The 15,821-nt window shown below is 72.3% G+C and carries 15 protein-coding genes; 8 read left to right on the top strand and 7 right to left on the bottom strand.

Annotated elements, in window-relative coordinates:
* Positions 1–278: 278 nt before the first annotated feature.
* The 4 genes from secD to ACIF80_RS25785 form a co-directional block, all read right to left on the bottom strand.
* Entirely contained in the window at positions 279–2,618 is a 2,340-nt protein-coding gene (gene secD, locus ACIF80_RS25800; protein WP_399808902.1) for a protein translocase subunit SecD, read from the bottom strand.
* Positions 2,619–2,682: 64 nt separating this feature from the next.
* Entirely contained in the window at positions 2,683–3,150 is a 468-nt protein-coding gene (locus ACIF80_RS25795; protein WP_399808900.1) for a hypothetical protein, read from the bottom strand.
* Complete coding sequence (locus ACIF80_RS25790) at positions 3,147–3,812, bottom strand: response regulator transcription factor (protein WP_332432128.1); 666 nt, start codon at positions 3,810–3,812, stop codon at positions 3,147–3,149. Before ACIF80_RS25790 ends, ACIF80_RS25795 begins: the two co-directional genes overlap by 4 nt.
* Positions 3,809–4,771, bottom strand: coding sequence for a histidine kinase (locus ACIF80_RS25785; protein WP_399808896.1), 963 nt, complete (start codon positions 4,769–4,771; stop codon positions 3,809–3,811). The genes ACIF80_RS25790 and ACIF80_RS25785 overlap by 4 nt, the downstream gene beginning before the upstream one ends.
* A 274-nt stretch (positions 4,772–5,045) precedes the next feature.
* Here ACIF80_RS25785 and ACIF80_RS25780 point away from each other — a divergent pair, with 274 nt between their 5' ends.
* The 3 genes from ACIF80_RS25780 to ACIF80_RS25770 all read left to right on the top strand — a co-directional run bounded on the left by ACIF80_RS25780 (position 5,046) and on the right by ACIF80_RS25770 (position 6,781).
* Positions 5,046–5,372, top strand: coding sequence for a TraR/DksA family transcriptional regulator (locus tag ACIF80_RS25780; protein WP_399808894.1), 327 nt, complete (start codon positions 5,046–5,048; stop codon positions 5,370–5,372).
* A gap of 67 nt (positions 5,373–5,439) precedes the next feature.
* Entirely contained in the window at positions 5,440–5,811 is a 372-nt protein-coding gene (locus ACIF80_RS25775; protein WP_399808892.1) for a TraR/DksA family transcriptional regulator, read from the top strand.
* Between the two features lie 334 nt (positions 5,812–6,145).
* Positions 6,146–6,781: a hypothetical protein gene (locus ACIF80_RS25770; protein ID WP_399808890.1), complete on the top strand. Its 636-nt coding sequence runs from the start codon at positions 6,146–6,148 to the stop codon at positions 6,779–6,781.
* Positions 6,782–6,841: 60 nt separating this feature from the next.
* Here the strand turns inward: ACIF80_RS25770 and ACIF80_RS25765 are convergent, their stop codons facing one another.
* Together ACIF80_RS25765 and ACIF80_RS25760 are read right to left on the bottom strand one after the other, a co-directional pair.
* Positions 6,842–7,813, bottom strand: a complete 972-nt coding sequence (locus ACIF80_RS25765; RefSeq protein WP_399808887.1) for an Lrp/AsnC family transcriptional regulator — start codon at positions 7,811–7,813, stop codon at positions 6,842–6,844.
* A gap of 194 nt (positions 7,814–8,007) precedes the next feature.
* Positions 8,008–9,738 (bottom strand): MFS transporter, encoded by a 1,731-nt coding sequence (locus ACIF80_RS25760; protein ID WP_399808884.1) that lies wholly within the window; start codon positions 9,736–9,738, stop codon positions 8,008–8,010.
* A 329-nt stretch (positions 9,739–10,067) separates the two neighbouring features.
* Here ACIF80_RS25760 and ACIF80_RS25755 point away from each other — a divergent pair, with 329 nt between their 5' ends.
* On the top strand, positions 10,068–10,250 hold the full coding sequence (locus ACIF80_RS25755; protein ID WP_399808881.1) for a hypothetical protein: 183 nt from the start codon (positions 10,068–10,070) through the stop codon (positions 10,248–10,250).
* A gap of 130 nt (positions 10,251–10,380) precedes the next feature.
* Here the strand turns inward: ACIF80_RS25755 and ACIF80_RS25750 are convergent, their stop codons facing one another.
* Positions 10,381–10,764, bottom strand: coding sequence for a DoxX family protein (locus ACIF80_RS25750; RefSeq protein WP_399808878.1), 384 nt, complete (start codon positions 10,762–10,764; stop codon positions 10,381–10,383).
* A 196-nt stretch (positions 10,765–10,960) separates the two neighbouring features.
* Between ACIF80_RS25750 and ACIF80_RS25745 the strand changes: the two genes are divergently transcribed.
* From ACIF80_RS25745 to ACIF80_RS25730, 4 genes are all read left to right on the top strand, one after another.
* Entirely contained in the window at positions 10,961–11,662 is a 702-nt protein-coding gene (locus ACIF80_RS25745; protein ID WP_399808875.1) for a TetR/AcrR family transcriptional regulator, read from the top strand.
* A 90-nt stretch (positions 11,663–11,752) separates the two neighbouring features.
* Positions 11,753–13,324 (top strand): MDR family MFS transporter, encoded by a 1,572-nt coding sequence (locus tag ACIF80_RS25740; RefSeq protein WP_399808954.1) that lies wholly within the window; start codon positions 11,753–11,755, stop codon positions 13,322–13,324.
* Positions 13,325–13,762: 438 nt separating this feature from the next.
* The gene (locus ACIF80_RS25735; RefSeq protein WP_399808872.1) at positions 13,763–14,296 is read left to right on the top strand and encodes a GNAT family N-acetyltransferase; all 534 of its coding nucleotides are present in this window, start codon (positions 13,763–13,765) and stop codon (positions 14,294–14,296) included.
* A 120-nt stretch (positions 14,297–14,416) separates the two neighbouring features.
* Positions 14,417–15,775, top strand: coding sequence for a sulfite oxidase (locus ACIF80_RS25730; protein ID WP_399808870.1), 1,359 nt, complete (start codon positions 14,417–14,419; stop codon positions 15,773–15,775).
* Positions 15,776–15,821 lie beyond the last annotated feature (46 nt).

Here is a 15,821-nt window from a genome sequence, read left to right as displayed (position 1 = left end):
GGCGGCGGCGTGGGCAACAGCGTCGGCCCCACCCCCTGACCCGCGCCGGCCGGGCCTCAGGGCCGGTCCGGCAATTCCCGTCTGCCCCGCGGGGGGGGGGGCCCCCCCCCCCCCCCCGGGCCCCCCCCCCCCCGCCCCCCCCCCCCCCCCCCCCCCCCCCCCGGCGCCCCCCCCCCCCCCCCCCCCCCCCCCCGCGGCCGGGCGGGGGGGCGCCCCCCCCCCCCACGACCGAGGTCGCCTACGGCTCCTCGCCGTCTCCTACGGCGAACCGTGCGGCGTCACTGTCCACGGCTTTCCGCCTTGGCCCGCCCGGAGTTCTCCACACCGGACTTCCCGAGCGCCGGACCGCCACGGCGACGGCCGCCGCGACGGCTGCCGCGACGACGGCCACCGCCGTTACCGCGGCCGCTGTACGCATCGAGTTCGATGGCGAGCGGTGACGCGGTCAGGACCGACGAGTACGTACCCACCAGCATGCCGATCAGCAGGGCGAGCGCGAAGTCGGTGAGCGAGTCACCGCCCAGCAGAGCCAGCGCGGCCAGGATGAAGATCACACCGATACCGGTGTTGACCGTACGGGGCACCGTCTGCAGGACCGCCGTGTTGGTGGACTGGGCCAGAGGCGCCTTGGGATCCTTCTGCCACAGTTCCCGGACACGGTCGAAGACCACGACGGAGTCGTTCACCGAGTAGCCGACCACGGTGAGCAGCGCGGCCAGGAAGATCCCGTCGATCGGCTTGCCCAGCCACGCGAAGATACCGGTGAGGATCACCACGTCGTGGGCCAGGGTGCTGACCGCCGCCGTACCGAACATCCAGCGGAACCGGAAGGCGAGGTACAGGAGCTGGGCGCCGAGGGCCAGGCCGAGCGCGATCAGCGCGTTGCGGCGCAGTTCGTCGCCGAGGCTCGGGCCGATCAGCTCGTCGCGGACCTTCTCCGCCCCGCCGCCGACCTCGTCGATGGTCTCGGCGACCTTCACCGCCTCGGCGTTGTTCAGCTCCTCGGTACGCACCGTCAGCCCGTTGTCCCCGGAGGACTGCACGACGGCCTGCGGGAAGCCGGCGTCGGCCAGGGCCGCACGGGCTCGGTCCGGATCGACGGTCTCGGTGGTCGAGTACTCGATCAGCCGGCCGCCGGTGAACTCGACACCGAAGTTCAGCCCGCGCACCACGATGCCGGCGCCGGTGACGACGAGTACGAGGAGGGACACCATGAGCCAGCGGCGCGGGCGGTGCATCAGCTGCGGGTTGCGACGGGTGAGGTACTCACGGACCCGCCCGATGGAGGCCAGACCGGTGAGCTTCGGCCGACGGTGCACCCAGCGGCGCGCCACGGCGAACTCGGCCAGCACCCGCGTGATCACCAGCGCACTGATCATGGAGGCGACGACACCGATGGCCAGGGTGACGCCGAAGCCCTTCACCGGACCGGAGGCGAGCAGGAACAGCAGCCCCGCCGCGATGAGCGTGGTGATGTTGGAGTCGGCGATCGCGCTGAACGCGCCCTTGAAGCCGGCGGTCAGGGCCGAGCGGCTGCTGGGCCGGTTGCGTTTGCTGTACTCCTCGCGCGCTCGTTCGAAGACCAGCACGTTGGCGTCGACGGCCATGCCGATCGCCAGGACGAAACCGGCCAGACCCGGCAGGGTCAGGGTCGCGCCGAGGCCTGCGAGAGCGGCGTAGGAGATCACGCCGTAGCAGGCCAGGGCCACGATGGCCAGGAAACCCATCAGCCGGTAGACGACGATGATGAACAGCGCGGTGAGGGTGGTGCCGAGGGCGGCGGCCCAGGCGCTCGACTCGATGGCCTCGGCGCCCAGCGTCGCGCCCACCGTCCGCTGCTCGACCGTCTCGACCGGCACCGGAAGGGCACCGCCGCTGATGAGCAGGGCGAGTTCCTTGGAGTCGTCGGAGGTGAAGGACCCGGTGATCTGGGTGGACCCGCCGGTGATGCCGGCCCCGCAGGCCACGGACGGGTCGACCTGCGGCGACGAGATGATCTTGCCGTCCAGCACGATCGCGACCCGGCGCTTGTGATCACCCGCGGGATTGCAGGCCGCCTCGCCGGTCAGTTTCGACCAGCCCTTGTCGTCCGCGAAGTCCACGGTGACCATCCAGCCGGCGCCGCTCTGCTGGTCGAAGGTGGCCTCGGCGTCCTTCACGTCCTGGCCGGTGAGCGCGGCGGGGGCCAGGTGGAGCCGCTCCCCGGCCTCGTCGGCCAGGACGCGTTCGCCCTTCGGCAGCTTCTTGGCGGACCCGGGATCGGTACCGGGGCCGAGCACCGGGTGGACGGTGAGCTGCGCGGTACGGCCCAGCACCTCGGCGGCCTGCCGCGGGTCCTGCACGCCGGGGAGTTCCACGATGATCCGGTTGTCACCGGAGCGGACGATGGAGGGCTCGGCGACACCGAGGGCGTCGATACGGCCGCGCAGCACCTCGAGCGTGCGGTCCGTCGCCTCGCCGTCGGCCTCGAGGGTTTCGGTGGAACGGGTCTCCAGCACGATCTGGGTACCGCCGCGCAGGTCGAGCCCCAGACGGACGGGGACCGTCACGGCGATGTAGACGGACAGGGCGATCACGACAAGTGCGAACAACGCCCGGATACGGGCGGAACTTTTCACGGATGACTCCAGCAGTCACGCCGCGGCCGGTCCGGACGCGGCGGAGAGGAAAGGAACAGGACTCTCATGTGCTGGACGGTCCGGGAGGCGCCCGGCCGAGGTCCGACGGCATGTGGGCGGCGGCGGGCGCCGCGTGCCCGGCTGCCGGGGCGGGGCGGGGCGGCTGCGGAGGTATGCGAGGGGTGTGCGCGGGGGTGAAGAGCAGATGGCCCGCCGGCACGGTGCGCTCCCCGGCATCACGCTGCGGCCTCAGGGGGACGATGCGGGCGGTGCAGCCGTCGTCGGTGTGCGGACGGATGTCGGACGAGTGGGTCCCGGGCGCGGGTGAGGGTTCCGGAACGGACGGCCCCGGCCCGTCGGACGCCGCGGGAGCGTCGTGGGCGGGCGACTGCGCCGCGTGGACGGCCCGTGGGTCGTCGATGAGGCCGAACCCCAGGGTCAGGAGTACGGCCGCCAGGGCGGCCAGAACCGCGACGGCGCGGATCGGGAGGCGGGCGGTGCGGGAGACACGTCCCGGCAGGGCGGCTTTCAAGGCTCGACGAGCCCCGCACGGATGGCGTAACGGGTCAGATCCAGGCGGTCCCGCAGCCCCAGCTTGCTCAGCAGGTTCTCGCGGTGCCGCTGCACCGTCTTGATGCTGATGAAGAGCATTTCGGCGATCTCCTTCGACGAGTGCCCTTCGGCGACCAGCTTGAGCACCTCCTCCTCGCGCGGGGTCAGCAGCTGGGGCGCCTCCTCGCCGTGCTGGACCCGGTCGAGGTAGTTGCGGATCAGCGCGGTGACCGCCCCCGGGTACAGGAACGGCTCGTCCCGCATCGCGGCCCGGCAGGCGGCGACCAGATCGCGGTCGGCGACCGACTTCAGCACGTACCCGCCGGCCCCGGCCTTGAGCGCCTGGAACAGGTACTGCTCGTTGTCGTGCATCGTCAGCATCAGGATGCGCAGGCCCGGCTTCAGCGCGGACAGCTCACGGGCGGCCTGCAGACCGGTCATCCGGGGCATGGCGATGTCCAGCACCGCCAGGTCGATCTCCTGGGCGCGGGCCATGGAGATCGCCTCCGCACCGTCACCGGCCTCGGCCACGACCTCGAGGTCCGGCTCCCGGTCGAGGATCAGCCGGACGCCGCGGCGCACCAGGGCGTGGTCGTCGGCGAGCAGGATGCGGATCGGGGTCGGTGGGGCCTGGTGGTTCATGACTGCTTCCTGACGGCGGGCACGGCCAGCCGGATCCGGGTACCGGTCCGGGTGACGGGAGTAACGTCCAGTGTGGCCCCGATGAGCAGGGCCCGTTCACGCATACCGCGCAAGCCGGCCCCCTCGTGGGCGGCGCCGATGCCACGGCCGTCGTCGGTCACCTCGAGGACGACACGGTCGTCGTCCCGGTACAGGCTCACCGTCGCGGAACGCGCCTCGGCATGCCGGGCGGCATTGGTCAGACTCTCCTGCGCCACACGGTAGATCACCAGCTCCGTACCGTTGTCCAGGGTGGGCAGATCGGCGCCGAAGCGACGATGCACCCGCAGCCCGGTGTGTGTGGCGAACTCGGTGGCGAGCGAGGTGACCGCGCTGACCAGACCGAGATCGTCCAGTACGCCGGGGCGCAGCCGGCGCACCAGCCGGCGGACCTCGTCCAGACTCGCCCGGGTGATCTCCTGCACCTGTTGGATCTCGCCGCGCAGTGGAGCGGGCGCCTCGTCGGCGACCTGCTTCAGGGCCAGCAGGATGGCGGTCATGCTCTGTCCGACCTCGTCGTGGAGTTCGACGGCGATCCGGCGCCGCTCCGCCTCCTGGGCGAGCAGGGCGCGGGCGCTGCTCGCGGCGCGCTCCTTCTCCAGCCGCTCCAGCATGGCGTTGAACGTGCTGACCAGCTCGGCGACCTCTCCGCCGCCGCGCACCGGAAGCCGTTGACCGGGGCGCAGCAGGTCGACGGTGGCCATCAGCCGGGTCACCCGGTCCAGCGGGGCGAGCCCGATCCGCAGCAGGGCCGCGTTGGCGACGAGCATCACACCCATGCCGCCCACGAGGATCACCGCCTCGGTCAGCAGCACCGGCACGGACACGGTCACCGGAGCCCACAGCAGCAACGCGGTGGCCGCGCCCAGCACCAACGCGTTGAGTCCGAAGATCCGCCAGTACAGGGACACGGAGGTCACGCCTTTCCTCTTTCGTCTGCCTCTACTGTCGGGCACCGCGGCACCTGATGCGGCAGCGGCCCCTGATCCCGGCGAACAGCGAAACCGACACAGTGCACGAGCCGACGGCATCCGGTCGATGGGCTCCGTGACCCATTTCCGCCCGCCCGCCGGGCCCATGTCGCCCGGGGTGGGTCCTCGGACCCGGCAGAGATGGGTATCGCGCCCAATGTGTTCCGGCCGGGAAAACGGCGATGGTGATGGATCGCCCATCTGTCACCGGAGGAGACTTTCCGTGTCGCTCGACCTGCCCCTCACCGAATCGCGTACCGACCACCCCGCCGTGGACCAGATCCGGCAGCGCCTCGAACACGCGCGCACCACACGGGTGGCACAGCTCAAGGCCCTCGACGACACCGGGCAGAGTCCCGACGACCACCTGCTGGCCAACCAGCGTGACGCCATCAAGCGTGTCCTCACGGAGATCGACGAGGCCTTCGCCCGCGTCGAGGACGGCAGCTACGGCACCTGCATGGGCTGCGCCAAGCCCGTTCCGGCGGAGCGGCTGGAGATCCTCCCGCACACCCGGTACTGCGTCTCGTGCCAGAGCCGCGCGGCCTGACCGCACCCGTTCCCGCCCCCGCCCCCGTCCGTGTTCCTCTCCCGCTCCGCCCAAGGGGGGTGCAGTGGTGACCCACCAGACGATCGACGAGCACGACGAGGTCCTCACATCCGAGGACCTCGCCCTGTTGCGTGCGAACCTGCGCGAACAACAGCTGTTCCGACGGGACCAGTTGCGTCAGTTCGCCGTCGATGCGGGACCGTACCCGGGAGACCTGGACGGACCGCCGGTCGCCGGCCAGCTCGAGGTCCAGGTCAGGCTCGCCGCGTCCGCCCGGATGGTGCTCGCCGACGTGGAAGCGGCGCTCGCCCGCATGGACACCGGGGACTACGGCGTCTGTCACCTGTGCCGCGGCCGCGTCGAGCGCGGCCGGCTGCTGATCGTCCCGCAGGCCCGCTACTGCGCCCGCTGCCAGCAGGTGCGGGAGGCCGCGCGATGACCACGGCCCCTCACCGGCCGCCGGACCGGCCGGAGCACGTGCGTACGCGGCACGTGCGGGCGGACCACCCCCGTACGGGGCACGTACGCGGGTGACCCGCCCGGCCCCCTGACACCTCCGCCCGCGCGCTGCACCCACCGTCCCGGGCGCGCAGGCGGTGGCCGCCCCCGCCGCAGACACCCACCCCGCCGGACCGCTCCCGGTGGGGCACCCCGGTGCGCACCTCACCGGGGCGGTGCCGCGTGCGGAGGGCACCGTCACCGGCGCCCGGCACATTCCGCCGGGCGCCGGTGACTTACGCCCCGAGACCGACCCACCCCGAAGGAGTTACGACGTGGCGGGCACCATTCCTCCCGCGCAGCCGCCCCCGGGACCCCGCCTCGGCCTGCCCCGGGGCGCCCGGCCGTGGCGCCGGCGGCCCAACCCCCTGCGCCGCTCCACCGACCGTTTCCAGGCCCGGATCGGCCTCGGGCTGCTGCTCGCCGTACTGGCCGTGGCACCCGTGGCGGGCGTCGTCGTCGAGGAGCTCGCCCACCGCCACTACACGGAGACGGCCCGCCACCAGACCCTGACCCGGCACGAGACGAGCGCGACCCTCACCGAGGACGTCCCGCGCCATCCGGAGCCCGGATCCGACGAGGCGAAGCTCGCCCGTTACCCGGCCGAGGTCCGTCTCACCACCCCCGACGGGCGCACCGCCACCACCCGGGCCGAGGTCCCGCCGGGCCTGTCGGCCGGCAGCCGGGTGCGTGTCTGGGTCACTGCCGACGGCGAGGCGACCGAGCCGCCGCTGACGCGTGAAGAGGTCCGCAGCCGCAGCATGGGCTGCGCCCTCCTCGCCGCCGTGGGAACCGTCCTCACCGGCGCCGCCGCCCACGCCGTGACCTGCCACGTCGTGCGCCGCCGCAACCTCACCGCCTGGGAGCGGGCCTGGGCCGAGACGGCCCCCCGCTGGACGACGTCCGGATGAACCGGCACGCGCGGCCGGCGGGGAACTCACGCGGCCCCGTACGCGCGTCCGGTGCCGGTGTCACCTGTGCTCGGCGGTGAGGGTCTTGACCCGGCGGAGCGTGAGGACGGTCTCCGCCGTGTGGACGCCGGGCAGCGCGCCGATCCCCTCGCTGAGGAACGCGTAGAGCTCCTCGGTGCTGCGGCACAGAGCCGAGATGACGAGGTTCGTCCGCCCCGTGACGGCGGCGGCGAACCGCACCGCCGAGTGGCCGGCCACCCCCGCGCCCGCTTCGGCGAGGGCGTGCGGGGCGACCGTCAGCCAGATCAGCGCCTCGATGCCCTGCCCGAGGGGCTCGTGGTCGTACTCGACGGCGAGGTGGAGCACTCCCGTGCCCCGCAGCCGTCCCAGACGCTTCTTCACCGCCGTCTCGGACAGCCCCGTCACCGACTGCAGTTCGGTCAGCGGGGCGCGGCCGTCGCGGTGCAGCGTCTCCAACACGACCTGGTCGGTGGTGTCGAGAACGACCGGCGCCGCCGAGGGACCCGGGGCGGGCGTCCGCAGGGCCGCCTCCTCCTCCGGGCCGAGCGCGCTGATCTTGCGCAGCCAGCGCAGGGAGTTGCCGTAGTAGGACCGCAGGATGCAGTGCGCGCCGACCGAGGTGACGTGCGGAATGCGCTGGAGCCGCTCGAGAAGGAGATCGTCCCGTTCCCGGCTGCTGCGCGGGCTGATGGCACAGACGACCTCGGTGCCGCCGGCGGCCAGGTCGACGTAGTGGGTGTCGGGCCGTCCGGCGATGGTGCCGGCCAGCCGCGACGCGGTGTTCCGGCTGCAGCCGAGCCGGACGATCCAGCCGTCCCTGCCCAGGCGGCTGTCGTCGGTCATGCCGGTGACCCGCAGGTTCACGGTGGTGCGCAGCCGTCTGAAGCGACGCGCGACGGTCTGGTCGGACACCCCGAGCACCTGGGCGATACGGCTGAAGGAGGCCCGTCCGTCGAGTTCGAGGGCCTGCAACAGCTTGAGGTCGAGGGAGTCGAGGGGAGAGGGGGGCACTGGTCTGCTGGTCTCTCCTGAGTGAGCAGGGGGAGGGGCGGGCAGCCATCGTAGGACCGCGCCCACCCCGGGGCACGACGCCCCGGTCTCCGGTTCCGGTCTCCCGGTCTCCGGTTCCGGTCTCCCGGTCCTCGCTCCGTATCCGGTTGCGCGCCGCAAGAGCGCGGAACCGGGTACGGATGCGGGTGGGGGCGTCAGCGCCCGGGGGAGCCGCCCGTGGTCCGGCCGGAGGACGAATCCGCGGCCTCCGGCTGCTCCGCGGGCCGGCCCGACGTACCGCCCACCCCTACGGCGACAGCGGTGCCGGACGCTTCGCCCGCCTCCGACGGCGCGGACGCGCCGCCCGCGCCCGCGGTGGCGGACGTGCCGTCCGAACCGCCCGCGCCCACCGTGACGGACGCCCCCGTCCGCCGCCGCAGCAGGACGGCCGCGGCCAGGGCGGCGAGGACCAGCAGGACCGCGGAGACGGTCAGGCACAGGCGCAGGCCCTCCAGGAACGCCTCGGAGACGGCACCCATCGCCCGGCCGGTGTCCGCGCCGAGTTCCATGCCGGCGACGGCGCCCAGCCCTCCGGCCCCGACCGTGTCGGTGATCGACTGTGCCGTGCCGCCGTTCAGACCCGCGTCGGCGAGGTGACCGGGCAGCGTGTCGGCCGCCTTCGCCGCCAGCAGGGTGCCGAGCACGGCAGGACCCAGCGCGCCGCCGAGCTGCCGGAAGGCGTTGTTGCCCGCGGCGGCCATGCCGGCCTGACGGCCGGGCACCGCGGAGACCGCGGTGCTGGTGATGCACGGGAAGGCGATACCGAGGCCCAGGCCGAGCAGGGCCAGCCGCCAGGCCAGCGACCCGAACGAGGTGGTGACGCCGAGCGTCGTCAGGGACAGCAGGGCGGCCGCGCTGATCAGCATGCCGGCCGTGATGATCACCCGGGGCGACACCCGCCGCATCACCGGCCCGATCACCATGCCCATGATCATCGAGACGACGTTGACCAGCACCAGGCGCACCGCGGACTGCCAGGTGTCCAGCTGCTGCACCATGCCCAGATAGAGGCTCAGAACGAAGAAGAAGCCGATCAGCCCGAGGAAGCTGATCATCACGACCAGCGTGGAGCCCGTGAAGGCCGGACTGCGGAACAGGGACAGGTCCAGCATCGGCGACTCGCTGCGCCGCTCCACCACGACGAACAGCGTGCCGCTCACCACGGCCACCACCAGCGCGACGACGGTCTGCGGAGCGGTGAACGAATCGGCGCCGCTCTCGATGACCCCGTACACCAGGGCCGTCATGGCCACCGCGGCGGTGACCTGACCGGGCCAGTCCAGCTTGCGCCGGGAGGTGGCCCGGGCACCGGGCAGCAACCGCGCGGCCACCGCCATGGTCACCAGGGACACCGGCAGCGGCAGCAGGAAGACCCACCGCCAGGAGGCGTGCTCGACGATCACACCCGCGATCAGCGGGCCGACCACCATGGCCGCCATCATGCAGGTCGTCCACCAGCCGATGTACTTGCCGCGCTCACGGTGGTCCGGCACGGCCTGGCTGATCAGAGCCAGCGTCACCGGCAGCAACGCCGCGGCTCCCGCACCGGCCAGCGCCTGGCCGGCCCACAGCATCCCGATCGACTGGGTGCTCAGGGACACCGCCGCGCCCGCCGCGCTGAGCGCCATGCCCACCTGGTAGACCTTCTTGCGGCCGTGCACGTCGCCGAACACGCCCGCGGTGAGGATCAGCGCGGCCACCGGCAGCACGTAGGCGTCGGAGACCCACGACAGTTCCGCGGTCGTGGCGCCCAGAGCCCGCTGGATCACCGGCAGACTCACCGCGACGGTCGTCACCGGCAGATAGGCGACGAAGACGCCGGCACACGCCAACGCGATCACGGCTGCCCTGCGACCGTCTCCGGCCGCCTTTCGAGAAGCGTTCAAGGAAATACTCCCGTGCGGTGCCCGGCACCGCGGATATCGAATGAATCGGCTCCACTGTGAAGGGCGAGGACCGCCCCGGGCCAGCCGGCGGCCGGACCGCCGGGGAAACCCGACATCAGAGAGGCGAAATTCCGGGATTCCACTCGCGCGCCCGGCCCGTCCGCCTTCACTCCGTCACGTCACCCCAGCTCACGGGCGCTGTACCGGTCGACGGAATCCACACCGGCCCGGATTCCGTCGCGGCCCGCGCGGTACGGCACGGCATTGCGGGATTCCCGGATCGCGCGCGACAGGCGGGATTCCCGTCGATCGGCAAGAGCGGGGGAAGGGTGGGGGTCAAGATCGTCACCGAGAACGGCACGGAGGAGGGCCTGGCCGCCGGTGAGGGCGGCCGCTTCTCCGCCACGGTCGCCGACTCGCCCGAGGTGATCGGCGAAACGGCGGTCAGGAGCGCGGTCGACCTGATGGAGAAGGGGGGAAGGGCAAGGTCTCCGGCATCCGGTTCACCCTGATCACCAAGGACAACGTGGAGGAGGCTCCCAGTGCTGCCCGGCCGGGTGGCACAGGCCGTCCGGTCGGCGGGGCGCCCCTCCGGTACCGGGCCCCGCCGACCGGGCACGGACGGGCTCACCGGCCGGGGCCTCAGCCGGTGAAGGGCTCGGGGCCGAGGCGGCCCCACGCGACGAAGACCGCGAGCACGAGATAGACCGTGTTCAGCAGCACGAGGGCGAACTGGCCGAGGCGGCCGTGGGTGATCATCGCGCCGACCATGAGCAGCACCCAGCAGACGGCGGTCACCGGCACCATGACCGGTGCGACGTCGAGCACGGCGGGCAGGACCAGGCCGACCGCGGCCAGGAGTTCGAGTAGGCCGAGGGTTCTGACGAAACGGGGGGTGGCTTCCCGGGTCCATTCCCCGCCGTGCTGCGCGGCCAGTCTCTCCTTCGGTACGAAGGTCTTGGTGAGGCCGCCGGCCAGGGCGACCGCGGCCAGCAGGCCGGTGGCGATCCACAGGGTCAGGTTCATGGCGTCTCCATCGTGTACGGCACGGGCGCCGCGTCCGTAGCGTTTGATGGCGTCCGTGGTGTCCGTCGTGTTCAGGGGGTCGGCATGAGACACCGGGGGGCCGTTCGCTGTGACCCACGTGCGGCGAGGAGAAGGGGGCCGAGGCGGGGCCGAATATATTTTTGCAGTCTCTGCATATTTGCGTATCCTGCACGACGTGAGTGACAGGGACCCCGCAGAGGGCGGGCTTCGGGAGCGCAAGAAGCGGGAGACCCGTGCCGCTCTGGTGGCGGCCGCGGTGCGGCTGGCGGCGGAGCACGGCGCGGAGAACGTCACCGTCGACGCGATCAGCGAAGCGGCCGGTGTGTCGCCCCGCACGTTCTTCAACTACTTCGACTCCCGTGACGAGGCGTTCGTGATGGTGGGCGCGGAGTCGAGCGGGCGTGTCCGGCGGGCGGTGCTCGCCGCGCCCGCCGACGTGTCCCCGCTGGCGGCGCTGCGCGACGCGCTGGCCGTGGAACTGGGGGAAGCGGGACAGCAGCACGAGCTGTGGCGGCTGCACTCCGAAGTGCTGCGCAGGTCACCGCACCTGCTCGCGCGTAGCATCGGCGCCCATGTCGAGGACGAGTTCACTCTGGCCGAGACGCTCGCGGAGCGCATCGGCGCCGGTTCGCCGCTGTTCACCGGGGACCGTCCCCCCTTCGGGACGGCCGAGGGGGAGCTGCGGCGACAGGCTCTGGGGCTGTATCCGAGGCTGCTGGCCGCAGTCGGCACCACGGCCGTCCGTGTCGCCGCGGAGCACTGGTGCGTGCGGCAGGACGAGGCCACCTTCGAGGCCGTCTTCCGGACGGTGTTCGACCACCTGGCCGCCGGACTCACGGAACCGGTCGTGCCGGTCGTGCCGGTGGACGAAGCCTGAGCGGGTCCGTCCCTCACCCGACCTTCGAACGTTTGTGAAAGAGCTGAAGTGACCTCATCACCGGCGCCCCTAGAGGCGTCACCCACCTCCATGACCAACCGGCAGATACTCCAGGCCATGTCGGGGCTGATGGCCGGCATGTTCGTCGCCATCCTGGCCGGCACCGTGGTCGCCAACGCGCTCCCGCGCATCATCACCGACCTGCAGGCCAGCCAGTCCTCCTACACCTGGGTCATCACCGCCGAGCTGCTGGCGATGACGGCGACGGTGCCGCTGTGGGGCAAGCTGTCGGACCTGTTCAACCAGAAACTGCTGCTCCAGCTGTCCCTGTCCCTGTTCGTCGTCGGCTCCCTGCTGGCGGGCTTCTCCCAGGACGTGAGCCTGCTGATCTTCAGCCGCGTGGTGCAGGGCATCGGCGCGGGTGGACTCACGGCTCTGGCACAGATCGTGATGGCGGCGATCATCCCGCCGCGCAGGCTGGGCAAGTACGCCGGCATCTTCGGAGCCGTCTTCGCGGTCGGCACCGTGGCCGGACCGCTCATCGGCGGTGTTCTGGTGGACACCTCCTGGCTCGGCTGGCGCTGGTGCTTCTTCATCGGTGTGCCGTTCGCACTGCTCGCCATCGCGCTGCTGCAGCGGACCCTGAAGCTGCCCACCGTCCGCCGCGAGGCGAAGATCGACTTCCTGGGTGCCTTCCTGATCGTCGCGGGCGTCTGCGCCCTGCTCATCTGGGTCTCCCTCGCGGGCAGCGAGTTCGCCTGGATGTCGTGGCAGACCGCCGTGCTGACCGGTGGGGGCGTGCTGCTGCTGATCGCCGCGGTCGTCGTCGAGGCGCGCGTGCCGGAGCCGGTCATTCCGCTGGGCATCTTCCGCAACCGCACGGTGACGCTCACCACGGTCGCGAGTCTCCTCGTCGGTGTGGCCATGTTCGGCGGCACCGTCTTCCTCTCGCAGTACTTCCAGATCTCCCTGGGCAAGTCCCCGACCGTCGCGGGCCTGATGAGCCTGCCCATGATCCTCGGCCTGCTCGTCTCCTCGACCGTCGCCGGGCAGATCATCACCGCCACCGGCCGGTGGAAGGTGTACCTGGTCGCGGGTTCCATCATCATGACGGCGGGCCTCGGTCTGCTGGCCACCATCGAGGTGGACACCCCCTTCGGCCTGCTCAGCGTCTACATGGCCGTCATGGGCGTCGGCGTCGGCATGCTGATGCAGAACCTGGTCCTGGCCGCGCAGAACGACGTTCCGGCGACCGAGCTGGGCGCCGCCACCTCGGTGCTCTCCTTCTTCCGGAGCATGGGCGGCACGATCGGCACCAGTGTGCTCGGCGCCATCCTCGCCAACCGGGTCGCCACCGAGATGACCAAGGGTCTGACGGAAGCGGGCATCCCGGCCGGGGCGGGCGAGTCCGGTGACGGCGGAGTGCCCGACATGGCGACGCTGCCCGAGCCGATGCGGGAGATCGTGGAGCACGCCTACGGGGCCGCCACCGCGGACCTCTTCCTCGTGGCCACGCCCGTCGCGGCCCTCGCGGTGATCGCGGTGCTGTTCATCAAGGAGAAGCCGCTGAAGGACACCAGCGGCATGGAACGGCTCACCGCCGAGTCCGCCGAGTCCGCCGAGTCCGCCGGTACGACGGCGTCGCCGGCCGGCGTCGGCTGAGGCGAACGCCCTTCGGGGAGGTAGCGTGCGGAGGTCTTCCGGGAGGCGCCCGGAGGGCCTCCGCACGTGTATACGGCGGGCCGGGCGTTGTTGACGAGAAGCGAGTTGTCCGGCTCAATGGGGCGCATGAATTCCGGGGAGCGTCTCGTCACCCGTGACCACATCGACTTCGGTCGGGTGTGGTCCGCGGCATGTCGCGCCTGACGCGGCAGCGGGCCGTCTGACCGGCCCTTCCCTTTCTCGGTGGCCCCTCGCGGGCCGAGTTCCTTCCTCCGCGGCCCTCAGCGGCCCCCCGCGGTCCTTCGCGGCACGGCCGTACCCACGCGCCCGACTCCACCCGAGGCCCGTGCCCCTGTGCCGCACCGAGGATGCTCCGGGGCGGCCGTGAGTTGCCCCGGGCCCGGCCACCCCGGAGAATTCGAAGAGAGGTCGTCCCGGATGACGTCCGTCGCACCACCGCCCCCGCCGCCGTCCGCCGACGAGTCGACGGTCGTCCACGTAGCCGTGTCCGATCCGCGGGTCGGTCCCCTGCTGCGCGGACTCGGCGACGAGTACGCGACGCGCTACGGCGAGGAGGCCCACGCCGAACTCGCCCGCTACCCCGACGAGGAGTTCACGGCCCCGCTCGGCGGCGTCCTGCTCCTGCTCCTGGAGCACGGCGAGCCGGTCGCGGGCGGTGCCTTCCGCCGGTACGACGTGACCACGGCCGAGCTGAAGCGGATCTGGACGCACTCCGCCCACCGCCGGCGCGGCCTGGCCCGGCGCGTCGTCGAGGAACTGGAGCGCGAGGCGGAGGCCCGCGGCTACCGGCGCGTCCACCTCACCACCGGTCCACGCCAGCCCGAGGCGCGCGGCCTGTACCTGGCCACCGGCTACACGCCGCTGTTCGACACGGAGGCCGACCCGGAAACCATCGGCCTGCTGCCCTTCGAGAAGCACCTGCCGGCCACAGCACGCACGGCACGTACGTGAGGGGCCGGGCAGCCGCTGCGGCCGTGGCCGAACGCCGTCCGCCCTCGACTCCGCACCTTCCCACCCCGCACCTCCGCACGTGTGAACATCCGCCCCCGACCCAGACGACGAGGACCCGCCATGCCCGCATCCGCCGTGCCGTCGCCCCGTCCCGGAACCGGACTCGACGCATCAGCCCCCAGTGCGTCCACCCATGACGAAACCGCCTACGACCGCCGCAGAATGCGTCAGTGGCTCACCGGGGGTGCCAAGGCGGACGGGGTCAGCCGCCGCCGTCTGCTCACCCTGCTCGCCGCCACCGCCGCCGCGACCGCGCTTCCCGACGCGCGCCCGGCCCGCGCCGCCGACCCCACGATCGTCAAACCGCTGCCGCCCGAGTGGTTCGTCCAGCGCGGCACCAATGCCGAGACCCGCTGGGAGGCGCTGCGCGGGACCGGCTACCACACCCCCAACGAGCTGTTCTTCGTGCGCAACCACACCGCCACCCCCGTCCTGGACGCGGACGACTGGCGGTTGCGGCTGTGGGGCAGCGGCCTGCGGGGCGCGCCCGACGAGGACAGGCCGGTGGAGTTCGGGTACGACGACCTGCGCGCCCTGCCCGCCGTCACCCGGACCACGTCCGTCGAGTGCGCCGGAAACGGCCGCAGCCACTACACGAGCCAACAGGGCGAAACCGTCTCCGGCACCGCGTGGGGTCTGGGCGCGATCGGTGTCGCCCGCTGGCGCGGGGTGCGGCTGGCCGACGTACTGCGCAGAGCGGGGCTCTCCTCCTCCGCCGTGGACGTCCAGCCGCGCGGCCTGGACGCCGAGTACGTCAGCGGCGGTGAGAACCTCGGCCGGGTGCGGCGTCCGCTGCCGCTGGCCAAGGCGCTGGACGACGTACTGCTCGCGTACGAGATGAACGGCGAGCCCCTGCCCTACGACCACGGGTATCCGGTGCGGGTGCTGGTGCCCTCGTGGGTGGGGATCGCGTCGGTCAAGTGGGTCGGCGACATCGAGGTGTCGGCGCAGCCGCTCCTCTCCCCGTGGAACACCGCCTTCTACCGGCTGTTCGGCCCGGCCCACCCGCCGGAGGGCAGTGCGCCGCTGACCCGGCAGACACTCAAGAGCGCCTTCGAGCTGGCGAGCGGTGCCACGTTCCCGGCGGGGGAGAGGCAGGTGCTGCACGGCCGTTCCTGGTCGGGCGCCGGGGCCGTCGCGCGGGTCGACGTCAGTACCGACGGCGGAGCGAGCTGGCGGCCGGCACGGCTGCACGACGACAGCCGTGCCGGCACCTGGACCCGCTGGTCCGTCCCCTGGACGCCCGGGGCCCCCGGGCCCGCCCACCTCCTGGCCCGTGCCACCGACATGGCCGGCCGCCGTCAGCCGGACGTCGCGGTACCCAACACGCAGGGCTATCTCTTCGACGCGGTGGTGCGGCATCCGGTGACCGTGGTCCGACGACACCCGAGCAGCCCTCCGCGCAACGAATCGTCATGATGCGCAACGGCCCGTAACGGCCTGCGACGACCCGTGCGAAGGCGCC

It is taken from the genome of Streptomyces sp. NPDC085927 (assembly GCF_044540975.1).
GTDB classification, from domain to species: Bacteria; Actinomycetota; Actinomycetes; order Streptomycetales; family Streptomycetaceae; genus Streptomyces; species Streptomyces hirsutus.
Note: the sequence above shows the minus strand (reverse complement) of the source record. Positions and strands in the feature narration are given on the sequence as shown.